At 57.0% G+C, this 19,862-nt stretch carries 18 protein-coding genes; all 18 read right to left on the bottom strand.

Going from position 1 to position 19,862, the window contains the following annotated elements; translation table 11 throughout:
- Positions 1 to 26 precede the first annotated feature (26 nt).
- The 18 genes from ACR0JE_RS16205 to ACR0JE_RS16120 all read right to left on the bottom strand — a co-directional run bounded on the left by ACR0JE_RS16205 (position 27) and on the right by ACR0JE_RS16120 (position 19,771).
- Complete coding sequence (locus tag ACR0JE_RS16205) at positions 27 to 944, bottom strand: SMP-30/gluconolactonase/LRE family protein (RefSeq protein ID WP_480864908.1); 918 nt, start codon at positions 942 to 944, stop codon at positions 27 to 29.
- On the bottom strand, positions 944 to 1,684 hold the full coding sequence (locus ACR0JE_RS16200) for a cytochrome b561 domain-containing protein (RefSeq protein WP_480864907.1): 741 nt from the start codon (positions 1,682 to 1,684) through the stop codon (positions 944 to 946). Before ACR0JE_RS16200 ends, ACR0JE_RS16205 begins: the two co-directional genes overlap by 1 nt.
- The gene (locus ACR0JE_RS16195; RefSeq protein WP_480864906.1) at positions 1,684 to 2,556 is read right to left on the bottom strand and encodes a carbohydrate ABC transporter permease; all 873 of its coding nucleotides are present in this window, start codon (positions 2,554 to 2,556) and stop codon (positions 1,684 to 1,686) included. Before ACR0JE_RS16195 ends, ACR0JE_RS16200 begins: the two co-directional genes overlap by 1 nt.
- Positions 2,557 to 2,561: 5 nt before the next feature.
- The gene (locus tag ACR0JE_RS16190) at positions 2,562 to 3,488 is read right to left on the bottom strand and encodes a carbohydrate ABC transporter permease (RefSeq protein ID WP_480864905.1); all 927 of its coding nucleotides are present in this window, start codon (positions 3,486 to 3,488) and stop codon (positions 2,562 to 2,564) included.
- Between the two features lie 83 nt (positions 3,489 to 3,571).
- Positions 3,572 to 4,903, bottom strand: coding sequence for an extracellular solute-binding protein (locus ACR0JE_RS16185; protein WP_480864904.1), 1,332 nt, complete (start codon positions 4,901 to 4,903; stop codon positions 3,572 to 3,574).
- Between the two features lie 31 nt (positions 4,904 to 4,934).
- A complete protein-coding gene (locus tag ACR0JE_RS16180) occupies positions 4,935 to 6,023 on the bottom strand; it encodes an ABC transporter ATP-binding protein (protein ID WP_480864903.1) in 1,089 nt (362 codons plus the stop codon).
- 91 nt (positions 6,024 to 6,114) lie between these two features.
- The gene (locus ACR0JE_RS16175; RefSeq protein ID WP_480864902.1) at positions 6,115 to 7,155 is read right to left on the bottom strand and encodes a LacI family DNA-binding transcriptional regulator; all 1,041 of its coding nucleotides are present in this window, start codon (positions 7,153 to 7,155) and stop codon (positions 6,115 to 6,117) included.
- Between the two features lie 60 nt (positions 7,156 to 7,215).
- Complete coding sequence (locus ACR0JE_RS16170) at positions 7,216 to 8,718, bottom strand: aldehyde dehydrogenase (NADP(+)) (protein WP_480864901.1); 1,503 nt, start codon at positions 8,716 to 8,718, stop codon at positions 7,216 to 7,218.
- A 1-nt stretch (position 8,719) separates the two neighbouring features.
- Entirely contained in the window at positions 8,720 to 9,628 is a 909-nt protein-coding gene (locus tag ACR0JE_RS16165) for a dihydrodipicolinate synthase family protein (protein ID WP_480864900.1), read from the bottom strand.
- A 3-nt stretch (positions 9,629 to 9,631) separates the two neighbouring features.
- A complete protein-coding gene (locus ACR0JE_RS16160; protein ID WP_170537300.1) occupies positions 9,632 to 10,807 on the bottom strand; it encodes an L-rhamnonate dehydratase in 1,176 nt (391 codons plus the stop codon).
- A gap of 10 nt (positions 10,808 to 10,817) precedes the next feature.
- Complete coding sequence (locus ACR0JE_RS16155) at positions 10,818 to 11,822, bottom strand: 4-hydroxythreonine-4-phosphate dehydrogenase PdxA (RefSeq protein WP_480864899.1); 1,005 nt, start codon at positions 11,820 to 11,822, stop codon at positions 10,818 to 10,820.
- Positions 11,819 to 12,781 carry a YncE family protein gene (locus ACR0JE_RS16150; protein ID WP_480864898.1) on the bottom strand — a complete coding sequence of 321 codons (963 nt, stop codon included), beginning with the start codon at positions 12,779 to 12,781 and terminating at the stop codon, positions 11,819 to 11,821. Before ACR0JE_RS16150 ends, ACR0JE_RS16155 begins: the two co-directional genes overlap by 4 nt.
- 132 nt (positions 12,782 to 12,913) lie before the next feature.
- The gene (locus tag ACR0JE_RS16145) at positions 12,914 to 14,065 is read right to left on the bottom strand and encodes a substrate-binding domain-containing protein (RefSeq protein ID WP_170762623.1); all 1,152 of its coding nucleotides are present in this window, start codon (positions 14,063 to 14,065) and stop codon (positions 12,914 to 12,916) included.
- An 82-nt stretch (positions 14,066 to 14,147) separates the two neighbouring features.
- Positions 14,148 to 15,275, bottom strand: coding sequence for an ABC transporter permease (locus ACR0JE_RS16140; RefSeq protein ID WP_170537307.1), 1,128 nt, complete (start codon positions 15,273 to 15,275; stop codon positions 14,148 to 14,150).
- Positions 15,276 to 15,286: 11 nt separating this feature from the next.
- Positions 15,287 to 16,048: an ATP-binding cassette domain-containing protein gene (locus ACR0JE_RS16135; RefSeq protein ID WP_480864897.1), complete on the bottom strand. Its 762-nt coding sequence runs from the start codon at positions 16,046 to 16,048 to the stop codon at positions 15,287 to 15,289.
- A gap of 119 nt (positions 16,049 to 16,167) precedes the next feature.
- Positions 16,168 to 17,214, bottom strand: coding sequence for a substrate-binding domain-containing protein (locus ACR0JE_RS16130; RefSeq protein ID WP_480864896.1), 1,047 nt, complete (start codon positions 17,212 to 17,214; stop codon positions 16,168 to 16,170).
- Between the two features lie 20 nt (positions 17,215 to 17,234).
- Positions 17,235 to 18,254: an ABC transporter permease gene (locus ACR0JE_RS16125; protein WP_480864895.1), complete on the bottom strand. Its 1,020-nt coding sequence runs from the start codon at positions 18,252 to 18,254 to the stop codon at positions 17,235 to 17,237.
- An 11-nt stretch (positions 18,255 to 18,265) separates the two neighbouring features.
- The gene (locus ACR0JE_RS16120) at positions 18,266 to 19,771 is read right to left on the bottom strand and encodes a sugar ABC transporter ATP-binding protein (RefSeq protein ID WP_480864894.1); all 1,506 of its coding nucleotides are present in this window, start codon (positions 19,769 to 19,771) and stop codon (positions 18,266 to 18,268) included.
- Between the last annotated feature and the right edge of the window lie 91 nt (positions 19,772 to 19,862).

Here is a 19,862-nt window from a genome sequence, read left to right as displayed (position 1 = left end):
TAGCTTTGCTTTGCTGGGGTTTACCTTCATCCATTCACATTCAAGAAAACTGAATAGAGCGAGCTGGTCGCCGTTACAAAGAGCCGATTGAGCTTCGCGCCGCCAAAGCAGACATTCGAGACAATCTCGGGGATATGCACTTTCCCGATCAAAGCTCCTTGGGAATTGATGCAATGCACGCCATCAGCGGCCGAGCTCCAAATTCGGCCATCGCGGTCCAGCCGGAACCCGTCAAAAAACCCGTTTGTACATTCGGCAAAGACATCGCCGCCAGACAGGGATTTCCCATCGCCATTAACCTTGAACTTGCGAATATGCGCCGGACCACCCGGCGCATGAGTACCACCGGTGTCCGCTACAAAAAGCGTCATGCCGTCACGTGAAAAAGCCAGACCGTTTGGTTTCACAAAATCCGTCGCGACCGCTGTCACCTCTTTCGTGTCGGGATCGACACGATAAACATGGCAGGCAACAATCTCGCTTTCGGCGCGCTCTCCTTCATAGTCCATCATGATCCCGTAAGACGGATCGGTGAACCAGATTGAGTCATCTGATCTGACAACGACGTCATTCGGAGAATTGAGCCGCTTGCCGTCCCAAGCATCTGCTAGAACGGTGATCGATCCATCATGTTCCGTGCGGGTCACCCGGCGGGTCAAATGCTCGCAGGAAACCAAACGTCCCTGCTCATCAACCGTATGACCATTAGAGTTGTTTGCAGGCTCGCGGAACACCGACACCGAACCATCCGTATCATCCCAACGCATCATCCGATTGTTGGGAATATCGGACCACACGAGATAGCGTCCAGCAGCAAACCAGGCAGGCCCTTCAGTCCAGCGCGCACCTGTCCAAAGCCTTTCAACGCGGGCATGGCCGATGAAACAGCTTTCAAACTCTTTTTCGATGACCTCGAACCCAGTGCCTTCCAAAACGCCAAACACTATTCCGCTCCTTCGCTAGAGGGGTATTTCAATTGGTCGCCGGGTCGCACGGTGCGCCATCCCATTTTTGCTCTTTTGTTACCCGGTAATGATGGGTCAGGCCCCCAGATCGCCTGATATGTATCATGGGCCCGGCCAGAGCGTTGCAAGAAAATGGCAACACCGATCAACAGAAGCCAATATCCGTTGATCATAATCCACATCCAACGCGGGGCGTTCGACGACCAAAGCCCGCTGAGGATCGCGAGTGCCGCCAGAAGCAGCGCAAGATATCCCAACACGCGGTGAATATGCTCAAACGCGACCCGCCACGCTGTCATATCGTAGTGATCGCCAGACAGGCTGCCATCGCTTGCGGGTGCAGTGGGGCCCCCTTTGCTGCCTCGGAAAACGCCCAGAACAACCTGTACCGTTCCCAGACCAAGAACCGTATAGCCCAGAGCCTTATGCAGCCACGCATCTGAGCGTTCGCCGGCACTGGCAAGGATCATCCCCAGCCCGACAAGTGAAAGTACATAAGCAAAGGTCTGTCCCTTCCAGTGGCACAACCACCAGAACCGATTGTCCAGCTCATGTGGCCAATTCTGACCGGGCAGGATCTTGAAGTAACGCGCAGCCAAGACCGCGGCCGGACAAATCACACCCCAGGCAATCACCATGCACCGAGCATGCCAAGACAGGAAGAAACCAACATCATGTCCTCGCGTTGGATCGATAGGTGAAAGCAGCCAATCGATCATCAGCCCTTCACCGCTCCCGCTGTCATACCGGTGATGATCTGCCGCGAAGCCACAAATGTGAAAATGATCGGCGGTACGGCCAGCAACATGCCCGTGGCCATGATCACACCCCAGTCAATGTCATATTCGGTGATCGAGTTCACGATGGTGACAGGTACGGTCCGTGTCGATCTGCCAAGCAGGGCATTGGCCAAAAGGAACTCATTCCAAGCGATGCGGAAAGTGAAGATCGCGGCCGCAGCAAGGCCGGGTTTGATAATCGGCAGAACCACCAGATAAAACACCTGAAAAGGATTCGCGCCATCCATGCGCGCTGCTTCTTCCAACTGGATCGGAACTTGTACGATGAAGCTCTGTAAGATCCAGATAACAAAGGGCAGGTTCATCGCTGTGTAGACCAGAATAATCCCGGCATAAGACTGATCGAGGTGGTACTGAAACGTCCAGATGCCAAACACCGGCACCAGCAACACAGCTGGCGGAACCATCCGCATCATCAGTGTTGTCATCGAAACCGTACCACGGCCCATAAAGCGAAACCGGACCAGCGCATATGCCGCCATACAACCAATCAGAAGGGTAACACCTGTGGAGATTGTCGCCACGATCAGAGAGTTACGCAGAGCGCGCCCGAAGGTTGGATCGCAATACTGCACGTGATCCGGGTTGTACCACAGCACGTCGCACAAGACCGTTTCATAGTTCCTGATTGTTGGTGTGAAGAAAAAGGCCGACACGCTTTCATCGTATATGTCGACATTCATTTTGAAGGACGTCGCCAGCATCAAAAGGATAGGCCCCGCTGACATGACAACCAGCGCTGCCAGCAAAGCATAGAAAGCCGGATTTTGTTTTTCGGTCTGAATAGCCATGATCTTCAGCTTTCCGTTTGTTCGGCGGCGGCACGCATTCTGGCGGCCCGCGCCTCTTGAACCTTGGTGTACATGAACATCCCTACGGTCAGCCCCATCAGCATCAGCAAAAGGACATTCGACATTGCTGCGGCCTCACCCAGTTCCTGAAACTCCTGCGCGGTGCGGAAGATGCGCAAGGCGATGATCTCGGTGGACAGGCCGGGGCCGCCATTGGTCAGAACCAGAATGACCTCAAGCACTTTGAACGCATCAATCAGGCGCAACAGCAGAGTCACGATCAAAACCGGCATCATCAGCGGTATCTTGATCATGGTGATCTTCTGCCATTCGCTTGCGCCGTCGATCTCGGCGGCCTCTAACGCGGACCGTGGCAACGACTGCATGGCCGCCAGCGCGAGAATGAAGATAAAGGGTGTCCACTGCCAGACATCGGCAATCACAACCGCAATGAACGACCATGTGCTGTCCGACAGCCAGGGAATACCCTCGTCAAACCCCAGACCTTTGATTGTGCGGTTAAAGATGCCGACCGTCGGGTGATACATATAGCGCCACATCAGGCCGACCACGATGGGGGCGATCATCATGGGCAGGATGAAAACAGTCCGCAGCATAGACATTCCGCGAATGTTCCGATCCAGCAACAAAGCCAGACCGACGCCCAGAGCCATTTCCAGCGTCACCACTATAAAGGCAAATTTGATCGTGACCCAGAAGCTTTCATGGAACGCACTGTCGTGCAGAAGATTTATATAGTTCTTTAGTCCAACAAACTCGGCCTGACCAATGCGCTGGCTGGGGCTCCAGTCGAGGAAACTGGCGTAGATCATATACCCGATCGGGTAAAGCAACGCGAAGACCAGCACGATCGCTGCAGGCGCAAGAAACAGATATGGGGTGAGCCGATTGGCCCGTGCGACAGCGCTCATAACTGCGGCCCTTTGACTTGTTGGAGTATCGTCTTGGGAGGCAGCGCCCGAGCAAACCCTCAGGCACCACCTCAGGGGAGAACCTACTGCTGCCAGGTGTAGTAGCCGGCGTCATCCATGATCGCTTTGCTGCGTTCAGCCACACCATCCAGCGCTGTCTGGATATCCAGATCTTCGGTCAGAACCTGGCTGAGCGTTGTCCCCAGATCAGCATTGATCTTACCCCAGACCGGGATGATCGGACGCCAGTCCGGATCAGCATGTTTGAGCGCCTCGCCAAACACCTCAAGATGCGGCTGCTCTGCCAGTACATCCGGATCGGAGTGCGTTGAGAACCGGGATGGGTTACCTCCGGCAATCGCGATTGCCTTGTCCGCCCCTTTCGAAGTTAGCCATTGCATCAGCAGGAAAGCTGCATCCTTGTTCTGGGCGTTTGTCGGGATACCAATGCCAAACCCACCGGTCTGGCTGCCACGGCGCGCGCCTTCAGGATGCGGAGCCCAACCGATTTGGCCCACAACCTTTGATTTCTCGGGGTTGTTGACCTGACCGGCAAAGACGGTGGAGTCGAGGAACATCGCTGAATTGCCCTGCAGGAAAGATGCGCCTGCTTCGGCGAAGCCGAATGTCTCGGCCCCTTCAGCGCCACAATCAACAATTGTCTTCAACGCTTCGGCGGCTTTGACCCCCTCAGCGTTGTTCATAATCGGGTTCCAGTTCTCATCGAAGATGCGACCGCCCAACGGAGCCAGGTGCAACAGGTAGGCGTGGGATGCGTGATGCCCCGAGGCCGCGCGCGACGCCAATCCACCCATGCCGGGTTCCAGCTCGGGTATTTTACACGCCAGTTCCAGCAATTCGTCGTAGGTTTCGGGAACCTCAAGCCCATGCTTATCGAAAATGTCTTTGCGATACCCAAGGATTGATGTCTCTGACCCGAAGGGGATGCCAAACAGCGACCCAGTAGGTCCCGGCAGATACCCTTTGCTGCCGCCCGCGACACCAATGTTGCCGACATAGCCATCAATCAGATCATCCGCGTCATAGGCCGGATCTGCGAGCGCGGGATTCATGAAGTACTTGGCGAGGTTCTCCAACTGGTCGGCATAAACATAGTCAGCCTTGGAAAACACCACATAAGCGATCAGGTCATAATCGCCTTTGTTCTTGGTCAGTTCCAGTGTCTGCTTCTCGCGCATTTTCAGGTACTGAAGCTGGTCGACCTCCACGCGAATTCCGGTTTCTTCCGTGAATTGCGGCAGCACCTGCATGACCGCATCAAAATGCGGATGGGCCGGGAAGTTCACAACCAACGTTGTGCCTTCGTAGGGTTCGTAAGGATTGGCGATGGCCAACCCAGCTGTCAGTGTCAGGGCCGCGACGCCCGCACCGGTTTGTTTGAGTAAGTTCAGCATTTGCTCCTCCCATGCTGGTCTTGGGCCGCTGTTACAGGGCGACCTCCCTTTCGCGATCAAAGAGATGAATTGCGTCTGCGTTGACTTCGAACCGAAGAGTTTCACCCAAAGCGATGGGTGTGTCCGATTTCAGTTCGACCTCAACTTTTTGACCTGCGCAGTCACAGATCAGAACAGACTGCGCGCCGATGTATTCCGACACCACAACTTTCAGGTCCAAACTGGCAGCTTCCGGGGCATCCGGGTTGTAGCTTAGGTCAGAAGGTCGGACACCAAGGATGACGTTGCTCAGGTCAGCGCCCGACAGGGTTTTCTGACGTTCCTGACTGAGACCGATGGCGAAACCTGCCCCGGTTACAAACAACTGGCCACTTCGATCTTCGACCGTTGCATCCAGAAGATTCATTGGGGGCGATCCGAGGAACCCGGCGACAAACTTGTTGGCCGGGCGCTTATACAGTTCTTCCGGTGTGCCTTGCTGCTGGATGTACCCGCCATGCATCACCACGATCCTGTCGGCGAGTGTCATCGCTTCGATCTGATCGTGGGTGACGTAGATCATGTTCTTTTGCACCTGTTGACGCATCAGCGCCAACTCAGCCCGCATTTGCCCGCGTAATTTGGCGTCTAGATTGGATAACGGTTCATCGAACAGAAAGGTGCTGCTGTCGCGCGTCAGGGCCCGCCCCATCGCGACACGCTGGCGCTGTCCGCCTGACAACTCGCCCGGTTTGCGATGCAAGTAATCGGTGAGGCCCAGCATCTTGGCGACCTCGCCCACCTTCCTGTCAATCTCAGCCTTTGGAACTTTCTGCAGCCGCAACGCGAAGGACATGTTTCGCGCCACGTCGAGATGCGGATAGAGCGCATAGTCCTGAAACACCATCGCCAGATCGCGGGCCTTGGGCTCTAGATGACTGACTGGTTTTTCATCAATGAAAATCTCACCGTCCGAGACCGTCTCGAGCCCGGCGATCATGCGAAGTGTCGTGGACTTCCCGCAGCCGGACGGCCCGACAAAAACCGTGAACTCATTCTCCTCCATTTCGAGGTCAATTCCATGCAGAACCTCAAAGTCCCCGTACCGTTTCACGAGGCCCTCCAACCGTATCCGGGGCATTGTTCCTCCACCCTTTGTTACCGGTCACACTATCAGCTATGTGACCGGTCACATAGTAAATTATATTTAATTTTATCAATGGTTTAGAAAATTAAAGGGGTTTGCAGCTTTCGCGAAACTCGACACGCGGTGTCAGCGTTACGTGGCAAGGCGAATCTGTTGGGCTTTCTTCCTCGTTCAAAAGGCGCGAGATAAGCTTGCCGGTTTGCCTCCCGATTTCGATCGGATCAACGACGACGGTGGAGATCGAGGGGGAACTGAACCGCGACACCTCGAAATTGCCGAACCCAACGACAGAGATATCCTCTGGCACGGATTTACCAATTTGCAAAAGGCGGCTCTGAACACCAAAGGCCGCCATGTCCGATACGCAAAACACGCACTCCACCTGCGGATACTGTTCCAGAATAACGTCAACTGCTGCAGCACCGTTTTCGATAGTCAGCGGCGGTGTCCCCAACATGATCTGAGCGTCGGCGTCCAACCCCGCACTGCGCATGGCCTGCTCGAAACCATCCCGGCGTGCGGCGCCTCGGGTCCAATCATCCTGCTCCTCGCCAAGAAAAACGATGTTCTTGAAGCCGCGCTCAATCAGCGCCGTCGTCATGTCACAAGCGGCTTTGGAATTCGAAAACCCAACCGTGTGCGCAATGGGATGTTTCGGTTTTTCCCAGATTTCCACGATGGGCACCGATACGTCCGCCAGCAAATCAAGCGTGCGCTGTGTATGGCCATCATAAGATAACACGATCGCCTCAGGGCGGCGGCGCAACATGGTTTCGACCAACTGCTCCTCGCGCTCCGCCGAATAGTCGGTGTGCCCTAGCAGTAGTTGAAGACCCACCTTTTCCAACTCTTCCGTCAGGCTTTGAACCGTTAACGCAAAATGCAGATTGTTCAGAGAGGGCAAAAGTACCGCAACAAAGCCGGATTTCTTGGTCGTCAGGGAACCTGCCATCTGATCGGGCACGTAATTCATCTGCTTGACGACTTGCAGAATATGGTCCCGCGTTTCTTTGGAAATAGGGCTGTTTTTCTTCAGTGCCCGACTGACTGTCATCCGTGAAACGCCTGCCGCTTTGGCGACGTCTCGCATCGTGACATGCGTGCGACCGGGATTCTTGTTCGTCATGCAACCACCGCCTTTGGGCAGAAGTTAGACCACCTTGTTCCCGGTCACAATCTCAGAAACTCAGCCTCGCAATTCGCTGGGCAAAAGCGATGCGGGCATATTCTGATAACTGACGGGTCGCAGCCAACGCACGATCCCCAGGGTGCCAACTGATGTGGCGCGCACATCCGTGCTTGCCGGATAAGGCCCGCCATGCATCATCGAAGAACACACCTCGACCCCCGTCGGGAAGCCATTGGCCAGCAAACGGCCTGCCTTTTCTTCCAGCACCGGCATCAGGCTGCTGGCAAGGTCTGCGTCTGCGTCCTCCAAGTGTAGAGTCAAGGTCAGCTGACCCTCAAGGCACTCAGCAACGGCCTGCATCTCGTCAAGGTCGTCACAGCGGACGAGTATACCCGCTGCCCCAAAGACTTCGTGTTGCAGCTTTGGATTTGCCATCCATTCCTTGGCAGTGACTTTGAACAGCGCCGGAACAGCCGCGCGTTTGCCGGTTGCCGCCCCGCAAGACGTAACCTCGACCATCAGATCGCGGAACTCACGGACACCTTGCTCATATGCCTCGTGGATACCGTCGGTCAGCATCTTCTGTTCAGCCGTGCCATTCAGCGCGGCCGCACAAGCCGATTCCAGCGCGTCAGACTCAGGTCCGGCCAGCATGACAGCGACTCCGGGATTGGTGCAGAATTGACCCGCGCCCATTGTCAGGGACGCGGCCCACCCTGCCCCGATTTCGGCGGCGCGGGCAGCCATCGCGGCAGGCAGGCAGAACATTGGATTGACCGAGCCCAGCTCACCATAGAATGGGATAGGCTGCGGACGCGCATGGCACTGATCATAGAGAGCGCGTCCACCGGCCAGCGATCCGGTAAAGCCAACCGCCCGAATGTCAGGATGCTGGACAAGCGCAGACCCGACCTCACGCCCCGAGCCTTGTACCATCTGGAACGTGCCCGAGGGCATGCCACAGATCTCAATCGCTTTTGCGATGGCTTGCGCCACAAGCTCAGCGGTGCCCGCATGGGCGCTGTGCCCCTTGACGATGACGGGACATCCCGCCGCCAAAGCCGAGGCTGTATCACCGCCCGCCGTAGAAAAGGCGAGCGGGAAGTTCGACGCACCAAAGACGGCGACAGGGCCGATGGCTTTGTGCGTCAGGCGCAGATCAGGACGGGGGAGTGGCGTCCGATCAGGAAGTGCGCCGTCTTTGCGGATATCGAGATATTCTGTCTCTGCAATCAGGTCAGCGAACATGCGCAGCTGGCCGGTGGTCCGGCCGCGCTCGCCCACTAAACGCGCCTCGGGCAGGCCGGTTTCGGCCATGCCTGTCTGGGTGATTTCATCCCCCAACACATCCATTTGATCCGCAATCGTGCGCAGAAACGCGGCACGCTCGGCCCGCGATTTGGCAGAGTATGCGCGAAAGTCCCGGCGTGCGGCCTTGCAGGCTTCATCCACCTGCGACGCTGTCGCCTGCGCAAAGCTTTGTCCGTCCAGATCGTCCGACGCGCGTGAATTGTCTGATCCGACCCATTTGCCGTCGATCAGGTTTTTTCCAAGGATCATTCTATTTTCCCCATTTCAGGACCAGCGGGTCCAGCGGTTTCAAAAGGTCTATCAAACGGTCGCGAATGGCCGGTTGCAGCGGATCAATCGGGTGGCGGCAGAATTCAGACCGGATCACGCTGCCTTCGACCATCGCTGCCTTGCACGATTGCCAACCGCATTGGCGGTTCTCGTGGTTGATCACCATCGCGACACGCCCATAGGCCGCCGTCGCCTCATCAATGCGACCCGCATGGTGATGCGTAATCACTGGCTTGATCTGATCCACGATCATGCCCGATGTCATCGACCCCTTGGCCCCGGCATCCAGATCAGCCAACAGAGTGATGCCTTCCTCACCATCAAAGGGTGCCTCGATGGCATCACCGCCTTCTGCGATTAGCGCGCGCAGCTTGTTGGCGGCACGCGGACATTCGACCTTGAACAGCTTTACCATGTCGATCTCTTGCGCCATGCGCACCAGCAGCGGAACCGGCAGATCGACACCCGACAAAGGCGCATCCTGCACCATGATCGGAATGCCAACCTCACCCACGGCAGCAAACTGCTCGAAGGTCTGTTGGGCGTTCCCTTTCAGAAGCGCCCCGTGATAGGGCGGCATCATCATCACGACATCAGCACCCAAATCCTTAGCGAATTGCGCCCGTTCCACCGCGATCTGCGTTGCGAAATGGCTGATCGTTACGATCATCGGTACACGACCGGTGACATGCTCAAGACTCAGCCGTGTCAGGATCTCGCGTTCTTCATCTGAAATCAGGAACTGTTCCGAGAAATTGGCCAGAACGCAAATCCCGTCCGCGCCCTGATCGATCAGACAATCCAGAACCCGCTTCATCCCTTCCAGATCAAGTGTTCCGTCATCATTGAACGGCGTCGGCGCAACCGGCCAGATACCAGTATAGCTCATGAGTTACTCCGTAATCTCGAAGTGTTTGAGGTGCTTATCAGTGATCTCGATGCCCAGACCCGGCTTGCTATCATCCAGATCAATGAACCCGTCGACTGCATCTGGATCACCTTCGAATATGTAATAAAACAGCTCATTTCCGACCTCGACATCGAAGACGGGGAAGTACTCGCTGATCATGCAGTTGGCATTAGCCATGGTCAGATGGTAGTTGTGCATCTGGCCCGCATGCGGGATGACTGGCACCTGGAATGCTTCTGCAATGGCGTTGATCTTTTGCGCCGCTGTGATACCCCCCACGCGATTGGTGTCATATTGCAGGACACTGACCGCTTTGCTGGCGATCAGATCTTTGCAGCCAATAACCGAGAATTCATGCTCACCACCTGAGATCGGCACGATGTTCATTGCGTTGAGCTCCTGATACCCGGCAACATCATCACCGATCACAGGTTCTTCCAGCCAGCGAGGCTCATATTTTGCCAGTTTCGGCAGCATGCGCTTGGTGTAGTCCACGTTCCAGCCCTGATAGCATTCCAGCATCAGATCAGCGTCATAACCAACCACTTCACGCACCGCCTCGACGCGTTTAAGGTTTTCGCGCATGCCCGGCATCCCGTCTTTGGGCCCCCAGCCAAAGCGCATCTTATACGCGGTGTAGCCGTGCTTTTTAGCCTCTTCCGCCTCTGCCTGCATACTCTCGATCGAACCGGAATATAGTTTCGAGTAGTAGACAGGGATCTTTTCCTTTGTGCGCCCCCCAAGCAGCTTGAAAACCGGTTTGCCCGCCAACTTGCCCATCAGATCCCAGATCGCCAGATCAACGGCCGAGATCGCGGTCATCCCGATCCCTTTGCGACCCCAAGCATGGCTGCGGCGGTACATTTTCTCCCACAGATAGGCGTAGTCAAACGGGTCTTCGCCGATCACCATGGGTGCAAACCAGTCGTCGATGGCCTTCTTAACTACGGTTGGCGCAAGAGCCGCGTTACCAATGCCCACTGTGCCGTCTTCTGTCTCGATCTCGCAGGTCAGCCATTGATGGAAGCGAAACGATGACATTGCATCGCCCTTGTCCCAAAGCACGTCAGACGCGTTCGTGCAAAAGTTTCCGGTCGGCGGAACCGTCGGCCCCGTCCAGTTCCAGACGCGGGTACGTACGGATTTGATCTTGGTCATTTTTGTCTCCTCAGTCCGCGCTGCGTTCGGCGCGATGCGTTTTCGCCATGCGCACCAGCAGATCAAACGCCTGCCGTGTTGCGCCCGGATTGGCCTTGTTCTGTCCGGCGATATCAAAAGCAGTGCCATGAGCCGGGGTGGCGACCGGAATGGGCAAGCCGCCTGCAACGGTCACGCCGCGTTCAAACCCCATCAGCTTGATCGCGATCTGGCCCTGATCGTGATACATGGTCACAACCGCATCGACCTCGCCCCGCTGCGCCTTCAGGAACACCGTGTCCGAGGGCCACGGGCCGGTCACATTCAACTGTTTCTGCTGCGCCTTGCGCACGGCAGGCTCCAGAATATCGATCTCTTCCCGGCCAAACTTGCCATTGTCCCCCGCATGCGGGTTCAGCGCCGCCACCGCGATATTGGGGCGGGTTTTCCCGGCCTTGCACAGGGTGTCATTGGCCAGATTGACCGCCTTCAAAATTCCCTCTTCGGTAATATTGGCCGCCACGTCCTTGAGCCCGATATGCGAGGTCACGCGGGTCGTCATCAGCTCATCCAGAACGTTGAGTTCCGAGTGATAGCCGGTGTGCCCCATATACCGCGCCATATAGCGGTGCTCATCTTCGGCATTCAGCCCGGCTGCGGTCATTGCGGCCTTGTTGAACGGACCGAACAGGATGCCGTCCACTTGCCCCGCCATCGCCAGATCCATCGCCTTGTCGAGACAGCGGAGCGATGTGGTGCCCCCCTCGACTGTAACTTCGGCGATTTTCACGTCCTCGGGCGCGATGGTGTCCAGCGCCAGATGAGTCAGACCCGGTTGTGCTGCCACCTCGGCCACCGCGTTCAGCGGCACGTCCAGTTCAGCCTGTTCCGCGCCGCGCTGCCAGAGGTGGCTGTCGCCCACCAGAACGATGTCGGCGGCCTCTTGCACGCCCTCCTGATGAAGCAGTTTGGCGATCAGTTCCGGGCCGATCCCCGAAGGGTCGCCGGGCACAATAGCGATACGAGGCTTGGTCATGCCGCACTCTCCCAGTGTTTGGAAAATCCGTCGGGCAGGATGACCATCACGTCCGGTTCCTTGCCCGTGTCAAAGGTCTGCACCACCTCGAATGTATCAAGGTTGAACCGCTGCACCTGCTCGCAATCGATGGCGATGTATGCAAAGGCGGCCTCATCATCGATACAGAGAGCCAGCGGGTTAGCAGGTGTTTTCTGTTCGTGCAGCATCTCTCCGGTGGCTTCATCGAATACTGAGAACGATCCTCCGAAATGGTTCATTGTCACCAGCCGGTTGCGTTTCTCGTCGTAATAGATGCGACAGGGATCATCCGGCGTTGGAAAGGTGCGCTCGATCTCAAGCGTTTCGGTGTTAATCACAGCCACGGTGTTCGAGATACGCTGCGAGGTATAGAGCGTCTGCGCCTCTTCCCGCAGGCAACGGCCTTCGGGTTTCTGACCGGTCTTGATCGAGATCGGCGCGACCGACGCATCATAGGGATTGAACACGGTCACATCGCCCGAAGTCAGGTTCATTGAATAGGCCGTATGCCCATCCTTGGTCAGCGCAAACAGATGGCATTTGGTGCCGCCGGTTGGCGTGATGTGATCCCAGCCCTGATCGAAGGCGCGCGGGTTTTCTTTGACCAGCAGATGTCCGGTCCATTCCGAAAGCACATAAAGCCGGCCCTGACCGTCAAGACCGATCCCATGCGGGCGCGCATGTTCACCCAGATCATAGCTGTGCACGATTTCCTGCTTACGGATATCAATCACTATGACCGAACGGCCATCGGTGCCGTCGATGCCTGAGTTTTGCACTCCGTAATGTCCGACATAGGCATAGTGAAAGTCATCATCGACCACGAACTCATGAGGGAAATGCGGCAGATCCAAGCGGCCCTGACGGGCCGCTGTTTCAATATCGTACCAGCTTACGCAATGGCTGCATTTTTCGATCAGCATCATGGATTGCGCCATCTTGGATCCCTTTCCACATCATCTTTTTTTCTTATGTGACCGGTCACATCGTTATTAACCGCTCAAGCAAACGTCAATCCCCAATTCGGATTGAACCGGGTGGGTATGGGCGGGATTCCCCGCCCAGCCCGTTTAGCGCTCCAGCGCGCCAACACCCGAAAACCGGAACGCTTCCTGTTCCAGTGCATCCAGTTCTTCGGGGCTCATTTGGTCATGCGCGACTGTGATCCGACCAAGGAAGACAAAGGGCAGTTCGTCCTGGCGACCTTCCATATGCGCCTTGATCGCCTCGGCCGTTGCGGCGCCCACGTCGTCACCCATGCGCATCGGGGTTGCATCCAGCTCACCCCGGCGGATCGCGTCCAGCTCGAGGCCCGTGCCGCCCCAACCGGTCGAGAACACATCCTTTTCCTTGCCAACAGCAACCTGTGCTTCGACCGACCCCATCGCCATCGCGGTGTTGGCGTTGTGGATGATCGTGGCTTCGGGATAGGCCTGCAGGATTAGACTGGTACCTTCGAAGCCGCCTTCGCGCTGGTACTCGCCATAATGTTCATAGACAGTGGTCCAGTTGCCCTTCTCTTCAACGCAGGCTTTGAAATCGCCTGAGCGTTGGTCATCAGTGATCCCCGGAATTCCACGGTTCATCGCCATGGTCACGTCACTGCCCAGACGTTCCAGCATATAGTCGCACATGGTTAGCGCCCCGGCAGCCGAACTGAAGTCGAACCATGCATCAGGCTGGTTTTTCAGATCCTTGGGCGGCGTGTGAAATGCCCACACGAATGTGGCAAACTCGTCATTGCCGGCCATTTTGTCGATGTTGTCTGCCTGAATGGCAAGTTCAGAGGGGCCGAAGATGACAAAGTCATACAGGTCGGAATCCTGCACCACCTGATTGGCATAGGTCGATTGCAAGCTGTGTTCGATCTGCCGGCTTGCGAACTCGGTCGTTTCATATTCGATGCCCAGCTCATCCAGACGTTTTGTCATCGCAAGATAGTTGCGCGCCCAGAAGTCAGATGTATCCGCAGAGGGGTATATAAGGGCAATCTGCAGTGGGCCGTCCTGTGTACCCGAGTATTTGACCGCCTCGGCCCCCGTGGTGGCTTGCAAGGCCTCCAGCTTGCCGTCGGCATTTACCTCGCCCGGCACCCAATAATCCCGATCTTCGATACCCGGCAGCTCTTTCAGCGGTAGTTTTCCGTGCCCGTCGGCAAAGGCCGCAGTGGCGCACAGGCAAAACGCGCTTGTCGTTAGCAGTGCTTTGTTGAATTGTTTCACGGTGAGTCCTCCCTTTCGCGAACATTGTGGGGTCTTGCAGGTGCGCCGGGACTCCTACCTCCCGGCGCACCACTTCTTTGCCTTAGCCGCTTGGCGCAGGCTCGGTTGCCAGCCCGGCCCCAAGGGCCAGCAACAGGATCAGGGCTCCGATCAGCGCGGCGGAGAAACGGATCAGTTTCTGCGCCTCTTTGGTGCGCAACCCGGCCAGCAGGCTGCGGGCACCATCACGATCTTTCTTCTGCATCCACGTGTAGAGCGCGACCGAACTGACGATCACCACGCCCGAGGCGACCGATTGCCAGAAGAATTCAATGCGCAAGGTCACCAGCGCATTGATCATCATCGACAGCAGCAGCACACCTGCCAGCGAGCCCAGCATCGAGGCGCGCCCACCAAACAGCGAGGTGCCGCCCACAACAACCGCCGCAATGACGTGCAGGTTGAAATACGGGGCCGAGGTCGCCTGAATGGCGTTCAGTTTGCCGGTCAGCATGACACCCGCCATCGCTGCCGCCGCGCCCATCAGCACATAGGCATAGATTTTGTGGCGGTCGACGGCCACGCCGGTCATTTCACTGGCTTCCGGGTTCGAGCCAATAGCAATCGTGTAGCGCCCGAAATAGGTGCGTGTCAGCACGACATAGCCGATGGCCATTGTGATCAAGCCCAGCACCACCGGCACCGGAATAAAGCCCGGAATCTGGCCACGTCCGATTTCGGTGATCAGGTCGGGGAACCGCGCGAGTACCAGACCTTTTGCAATCACCAGTGCCAGACCGCGGTAAACAAGGTCCATGGCCAGCGTGCCAATCAGGTCTGGGACCTTGAACCGGGTGATGACCAAACCGTTGATCAGCCCCATTAACGCGCCAAGAACAATGGCTAAAGGCACCGCTACCCAAGCCGGAAACCCGTATTGCTTGACCAGGAAGGCCATCAGGATCGCGGACAAAGCCGCGATTGACCCAATCGACAGGTCAATTCCACGCTGCGTAATGACGAAAGTCATCGCCATCGCCATCGGCATATAAAGCGCAGCATCCAGCAGGATCAGGTTCAGGTTGGTAAGGCGGAAGTAACGCGCAGGTTCGGCAATACCCATGAAAATAAGGATGGCAAGAATCATGACCATCGGCCCGATAAAGGCCAGATAAGGCTCCAACCGGTCCATGATGGTTCTTTGTTCAGTGTTTGTCGTCGCCGCGGACATATCGTTCTCCTTCACGCAGCTGCATCCTGGGCACCGACAATCAGGCCCAGAACATCTTGAACGGAACTCTCCGCAGTTTTGACAACGCCAACAGCGCGGCCCCGGCGCTGCACGTGCACGCGGTCGGCCACTTCGAACACGTCATCCAATGAGTGAGAGATTAGGATCACGGCCAGACCCTGCTCGCGAAGCGCCTTGATCAGCTTCAGTGTCCGCGCGGTTTCCTGTGGACCCAACGCGGCGGTAGGTTCGTCCATCACCAGCAAGCGTAGGTCTTCGTGATAGACCGCGCGCGAGATCGCGACCGCCTGACGTTGGCCGCCTGACAGGCTTTCCGTCATCACATCCATCGATCGCAGCCGGACACCAAGACGTTCTTCCAGAACCCGGGCGGCCTCAGATTTCATGCGTTTGTTGTCTAGAAACGGAATGCCGAACACGTTCCTGGTCAGTTCGTTGCCCAGAAACATATTGGCAGCAGGGGAAAGATGATCGGCCAGCGCGAGGGTCTGGTAAACCGCATCAATCCCGTTTGCGATTGCGTCAGAATGGCTGGCCATCTCCAACGGTTTTCCATCCATCAGGATTTGACCCTCAGTCGGCTGATACACCCCGGTCAAAATCTTGATCAGAGTGGACTTGCCCGCCCCGTTGTCTCCGACGATGGCAAGCACTTCACCCGCATAGGCCGTCAGATCGACATCCTGCAGCGCAGTCACCCCGCCAAAGCGTTTGGTTATTCCCAGCATTTGAACCAATGGCTGTTCGCTCATGGTTTCCTCCTTTGCGCAAGGCTCCGCCATGGCGGTCGAAAGACCGCTGAGTTGGCTTTGCGCTGTGTCATCTTTTCGAGCGGGGCCCTCGCCAATTCAGGCCAGGACCACCGGATCGGTTATTTGCCCCAGATCTCCGCGTAGGCTTCGCGATAAGGGCTGTCCGGGTCGAACTGATTGCTATCGCCCAGCTTGGCCAGACCTTCCTCGGTCACCAGTGCAGGCGATGTGACATAGCCCGAGCATGCCTCGCCCTGAATGGCACGGTTCAGTTCATCGACCAGTTGCCAGCCTTGCAGGTTGAGTGGCTCGGCCACGGTGATTGTCTGGTAATTGCCGCTGCGGATACGCTGGAACGCAGCCTCGGACCCGTCACCAGCAGACCCCGCCTGAGGCCCGTCGTCGGATGAGATACCCGCCGCCGCCAATGCCGGCCCCATGAAGTCAAAGTACAGATCGTTGATCGCAAGCGCGTGGGTCCACTGATCCCCGTACTTCTGCAACAGGCTCGTGGTTAGTGGTCCCATCCGGGCCGAGGTGTCGGCGATGGGTGTGTCGACATATTCCAACACCGTGCCGCCAGCGGCTTCGATGGTTTCTTTGATGCGGTCCGCCTTGTCGATGGCGATCTGATAGGTCGAGTCAGTGAAGATGATCGCCCCCACCCCGTCACCGCCATCTTCCATCGCCCATTCGGCAGCCACTTCGGACACGGTCATAGCGTCGGTCGAGACATTGGCAAAGATGCCTCCGGGCGCGTCACATCCGATCTTGGGGCCGGAATGCCAGGCCACCATCGGGATACCCGCGCTTACCACGCCTTCCAGCGCGGCCTGCTGTTCGATGGCGTCAAAGCCGTTGATGATGATCCCGTCGGGTTGCAGGGCAAGCGCCTGACCAATCGCCCCGGTCCGGCCCTGAATGGACCCGGCCCCGTCCAGAACACGCACGTCCCAGCCAATGGTTCCAACCGCTTCTTCGACACCATTGGTGACCCCAAGAATACCACCGTTTTTGAGATCGCCCGCGACGACGACAATGGATTTGCCCTCGGCGGCCTTGGGTCCGCTGGTCGGGCCGTCAAACGCCGTCTCGGCGGTCACCGGAAATCCCAAACCTGTCAGAAGCGCGGCAGCGGATACCGCCATGAAAGTCCGTTTCAGCATAATCTCCTCCCTTATGCTGTTTACTTTTTGGCGCCTTTGCGACGCTGAGCGTAACCGGCAATGCCGATTGCGATCAGCAGCGTGACACCGTTGAACATCGGCTCGACCCAGAAGGATCCACCGAATTGCTGAATGCCCGAGATACCAACAGCCAGGATCGCGACACCCACGACCGTTCCCCAAACATTCACGCGTCCCGGCTTGATGGTTGTGGACCCAAGAAAGGCCCCGACCAAAGCAGGTAACAGGAATTCAAGACCGACCGAGGCTTGCCCGATCCGCAGTTTCGACGCCAAGAGCACGCCTGCGAAGGCGGTGATCAGCCCCGATGACATAAAAGCGCCAATGACGAATTTCCGGGTCGGAATACCGTTCAGCTGCGCAGCACGCTGATTGGCTCCGATCGCATAGAGGTACCGACCGATGGGCGTGTACTCCAGGATCAGCCACATCGCGACTGTGATCCCCAGCACGTAAAACCCGGTGATTGGCAGGCCGAATACAAAGGTGCCGTTGATGGCATAGAAGCTGTCCGGCAGCGCGCCGACCATCTGACGCCCACCGGTATGCCACAGCGCCAGCGCATACAGGACCGTGCCTGTTCCCAGCGTGGCAATAAAGCTATCAATCTTAGCGACTTCGACCAGCAGACCGTTCAGGAATCCAGTTAGCAGGCCCAGCAACAGAACAATCGACACCGCAATCGGCCATGGAATGCCGTACAAGGTCTGCAGAGAAATCGCCAGGATGTGCCATAGCACAATCCCATACCCGACCGTCAGGTCGATACGGCCTGCCGCCATCGGTATCATCGCCCCCAATGACAGAAGCGCAATGATCGCCTTGTCCGAGATAATTGCCCGCAGGTTCAGAAGTGTTGGGAACGTGTTCGGCAGAAGGATCGAAAACAGGATGATCAGAAAACCTGTCAGCAGAACCAACCCGTAAACCGGCAAGAACCTTAGAATTCGAGTCTTTAACGAAGCGCCTTTCAACTCGGCCTTGGTCGGTTCCAGCGCATTGGATTCAAGCGATTGCATAGTCGTATTCCTTAACTTGCCACGGCGTTCGAGGCCGAGGCAGCCTGTATCAGGTTTTCAGTGGTCAGTTCGGTACCGGTCAATTCGCGCACGATCTGACCCTGGCTAAAGACAATGGCGCGGTGGCAGATGGCAGCGACTTCCTCGAAGTCGGTTGAAACGACTATGATGCCGACGCCTTCCTCCATCGCGCGGTTCAACAGCGCGTAGATTTCAGTTTTTGCGCCAACATCGACACCCGCGGTCGGATCTTCGCAGATCAAAAGCTTGCGTTTGGTTTCAAGCCAGCGCCCGATGACAACCTTTTGTTGGTTCCCACCCGACAGGCTTTCAATCGCCATGCTTTGATCATTGGGGGACAAAGCCACGTCCGCGCCGATCCGGGCGGCGCTTTCAGTCTCGGCCCGATGGCTCATGAACGACAGCAACGACCGTCCGATGGCCGCAGGGTTCAGGAAGGTATTCTCGCGAATGGTCAGAGACATCGCGACGGATTCTTCGGTTCTGTCCCGTGCCACCAAACCGATCCCCGACGTCATCGCGGTTTGCGGAGAGCTCAGATCCGGGCGTTCGCCATGCAAGCTGATCTGACCGTCAAACGCTTCGGACCCGAACAGGGCTCGCGACACGTTTTCGTGCCCTGCGCCGCGAAGGCCCACAAGCCCCACGATCTCATTTGTCTGCACTTGGAAACTGACACTGTGCGCCGCCTCCATGTTCAGGCCCGACACTTCCAGCAGCGTTGCACCGGGTGGAGTGTCCGGCTTCATCACCTGCCGGGTCTTGCGGCCGACGATCATGTAAACCAGCTCTTCGGGCGTTGTGTGGTCGATGCTGCGCAGGCCCACCATCTCTCCGTCACGCAGCACAGCAACCCGGTCGGCAATTTGAAAAATCTCATCCAGCCGATGCGAAACGTAGATCATGCCAACGCCCTTTTCTTTCAAAGGGCGCAGCGCTTCGAACAGTCTTTCGACCTCATCTGCGGGCAATGACGCCGTCGGCTCATCCAGAACCAGATAGTCACAATCCACGGCCAGCGCCCGCGCAATCGCGACCAGCGATTTTTCGGTCCGGGACAGGTCCTGCACCCGCGTGGTCGGGTCGAACTCGCACCCGACCTTGTCCAGTGCGTCCTGCGCAAAGTTGTCGACGGACTTCCAGTTGATCAAACCGCTTTTGCGAGAATAGCCCAGAGCCAAAGCGATGTTTTCGGCGACCGTCATCCATTCGATCATGCCCAGATCCTGATGGATGAAGGCCACGGACTGACGCTCACCAAACCCGCCCGGACGATGTTCGTAAGGCTGCCCGTTGATCAGAACCCGCCCCTCATCGGCTTTGTGGATGCCGCCAAGGATTTTGATGAGGGTCGATTTGCCCGCCCCGTTTTCACCCAGCAGCGCAACGATCTCGCCGCGTTCAACGTTCAGCGACACATCCCGCAGCGCATAGGTGCCTCCGAAATGCTTCTTTATCCCGTCAAAGAACAGATTGTTTTGCGCAGTGCCGGGCACGGCTGCCTCCTCCTGGACCTGGGTGACCCTGATGCTCCTCAACACCGTATTGAGTTACCCGTAACGTTACGCTAGCATTCGCCTAGGCAAT

The organism is Ruegeria sp. H3 (genome assembly GCF_056533095.1).
The sequence above is the reverse complement of the archived record's forward strand: the minus strand, read 5'-3'. Positions and strand labels throughout refer to the sequence as shown.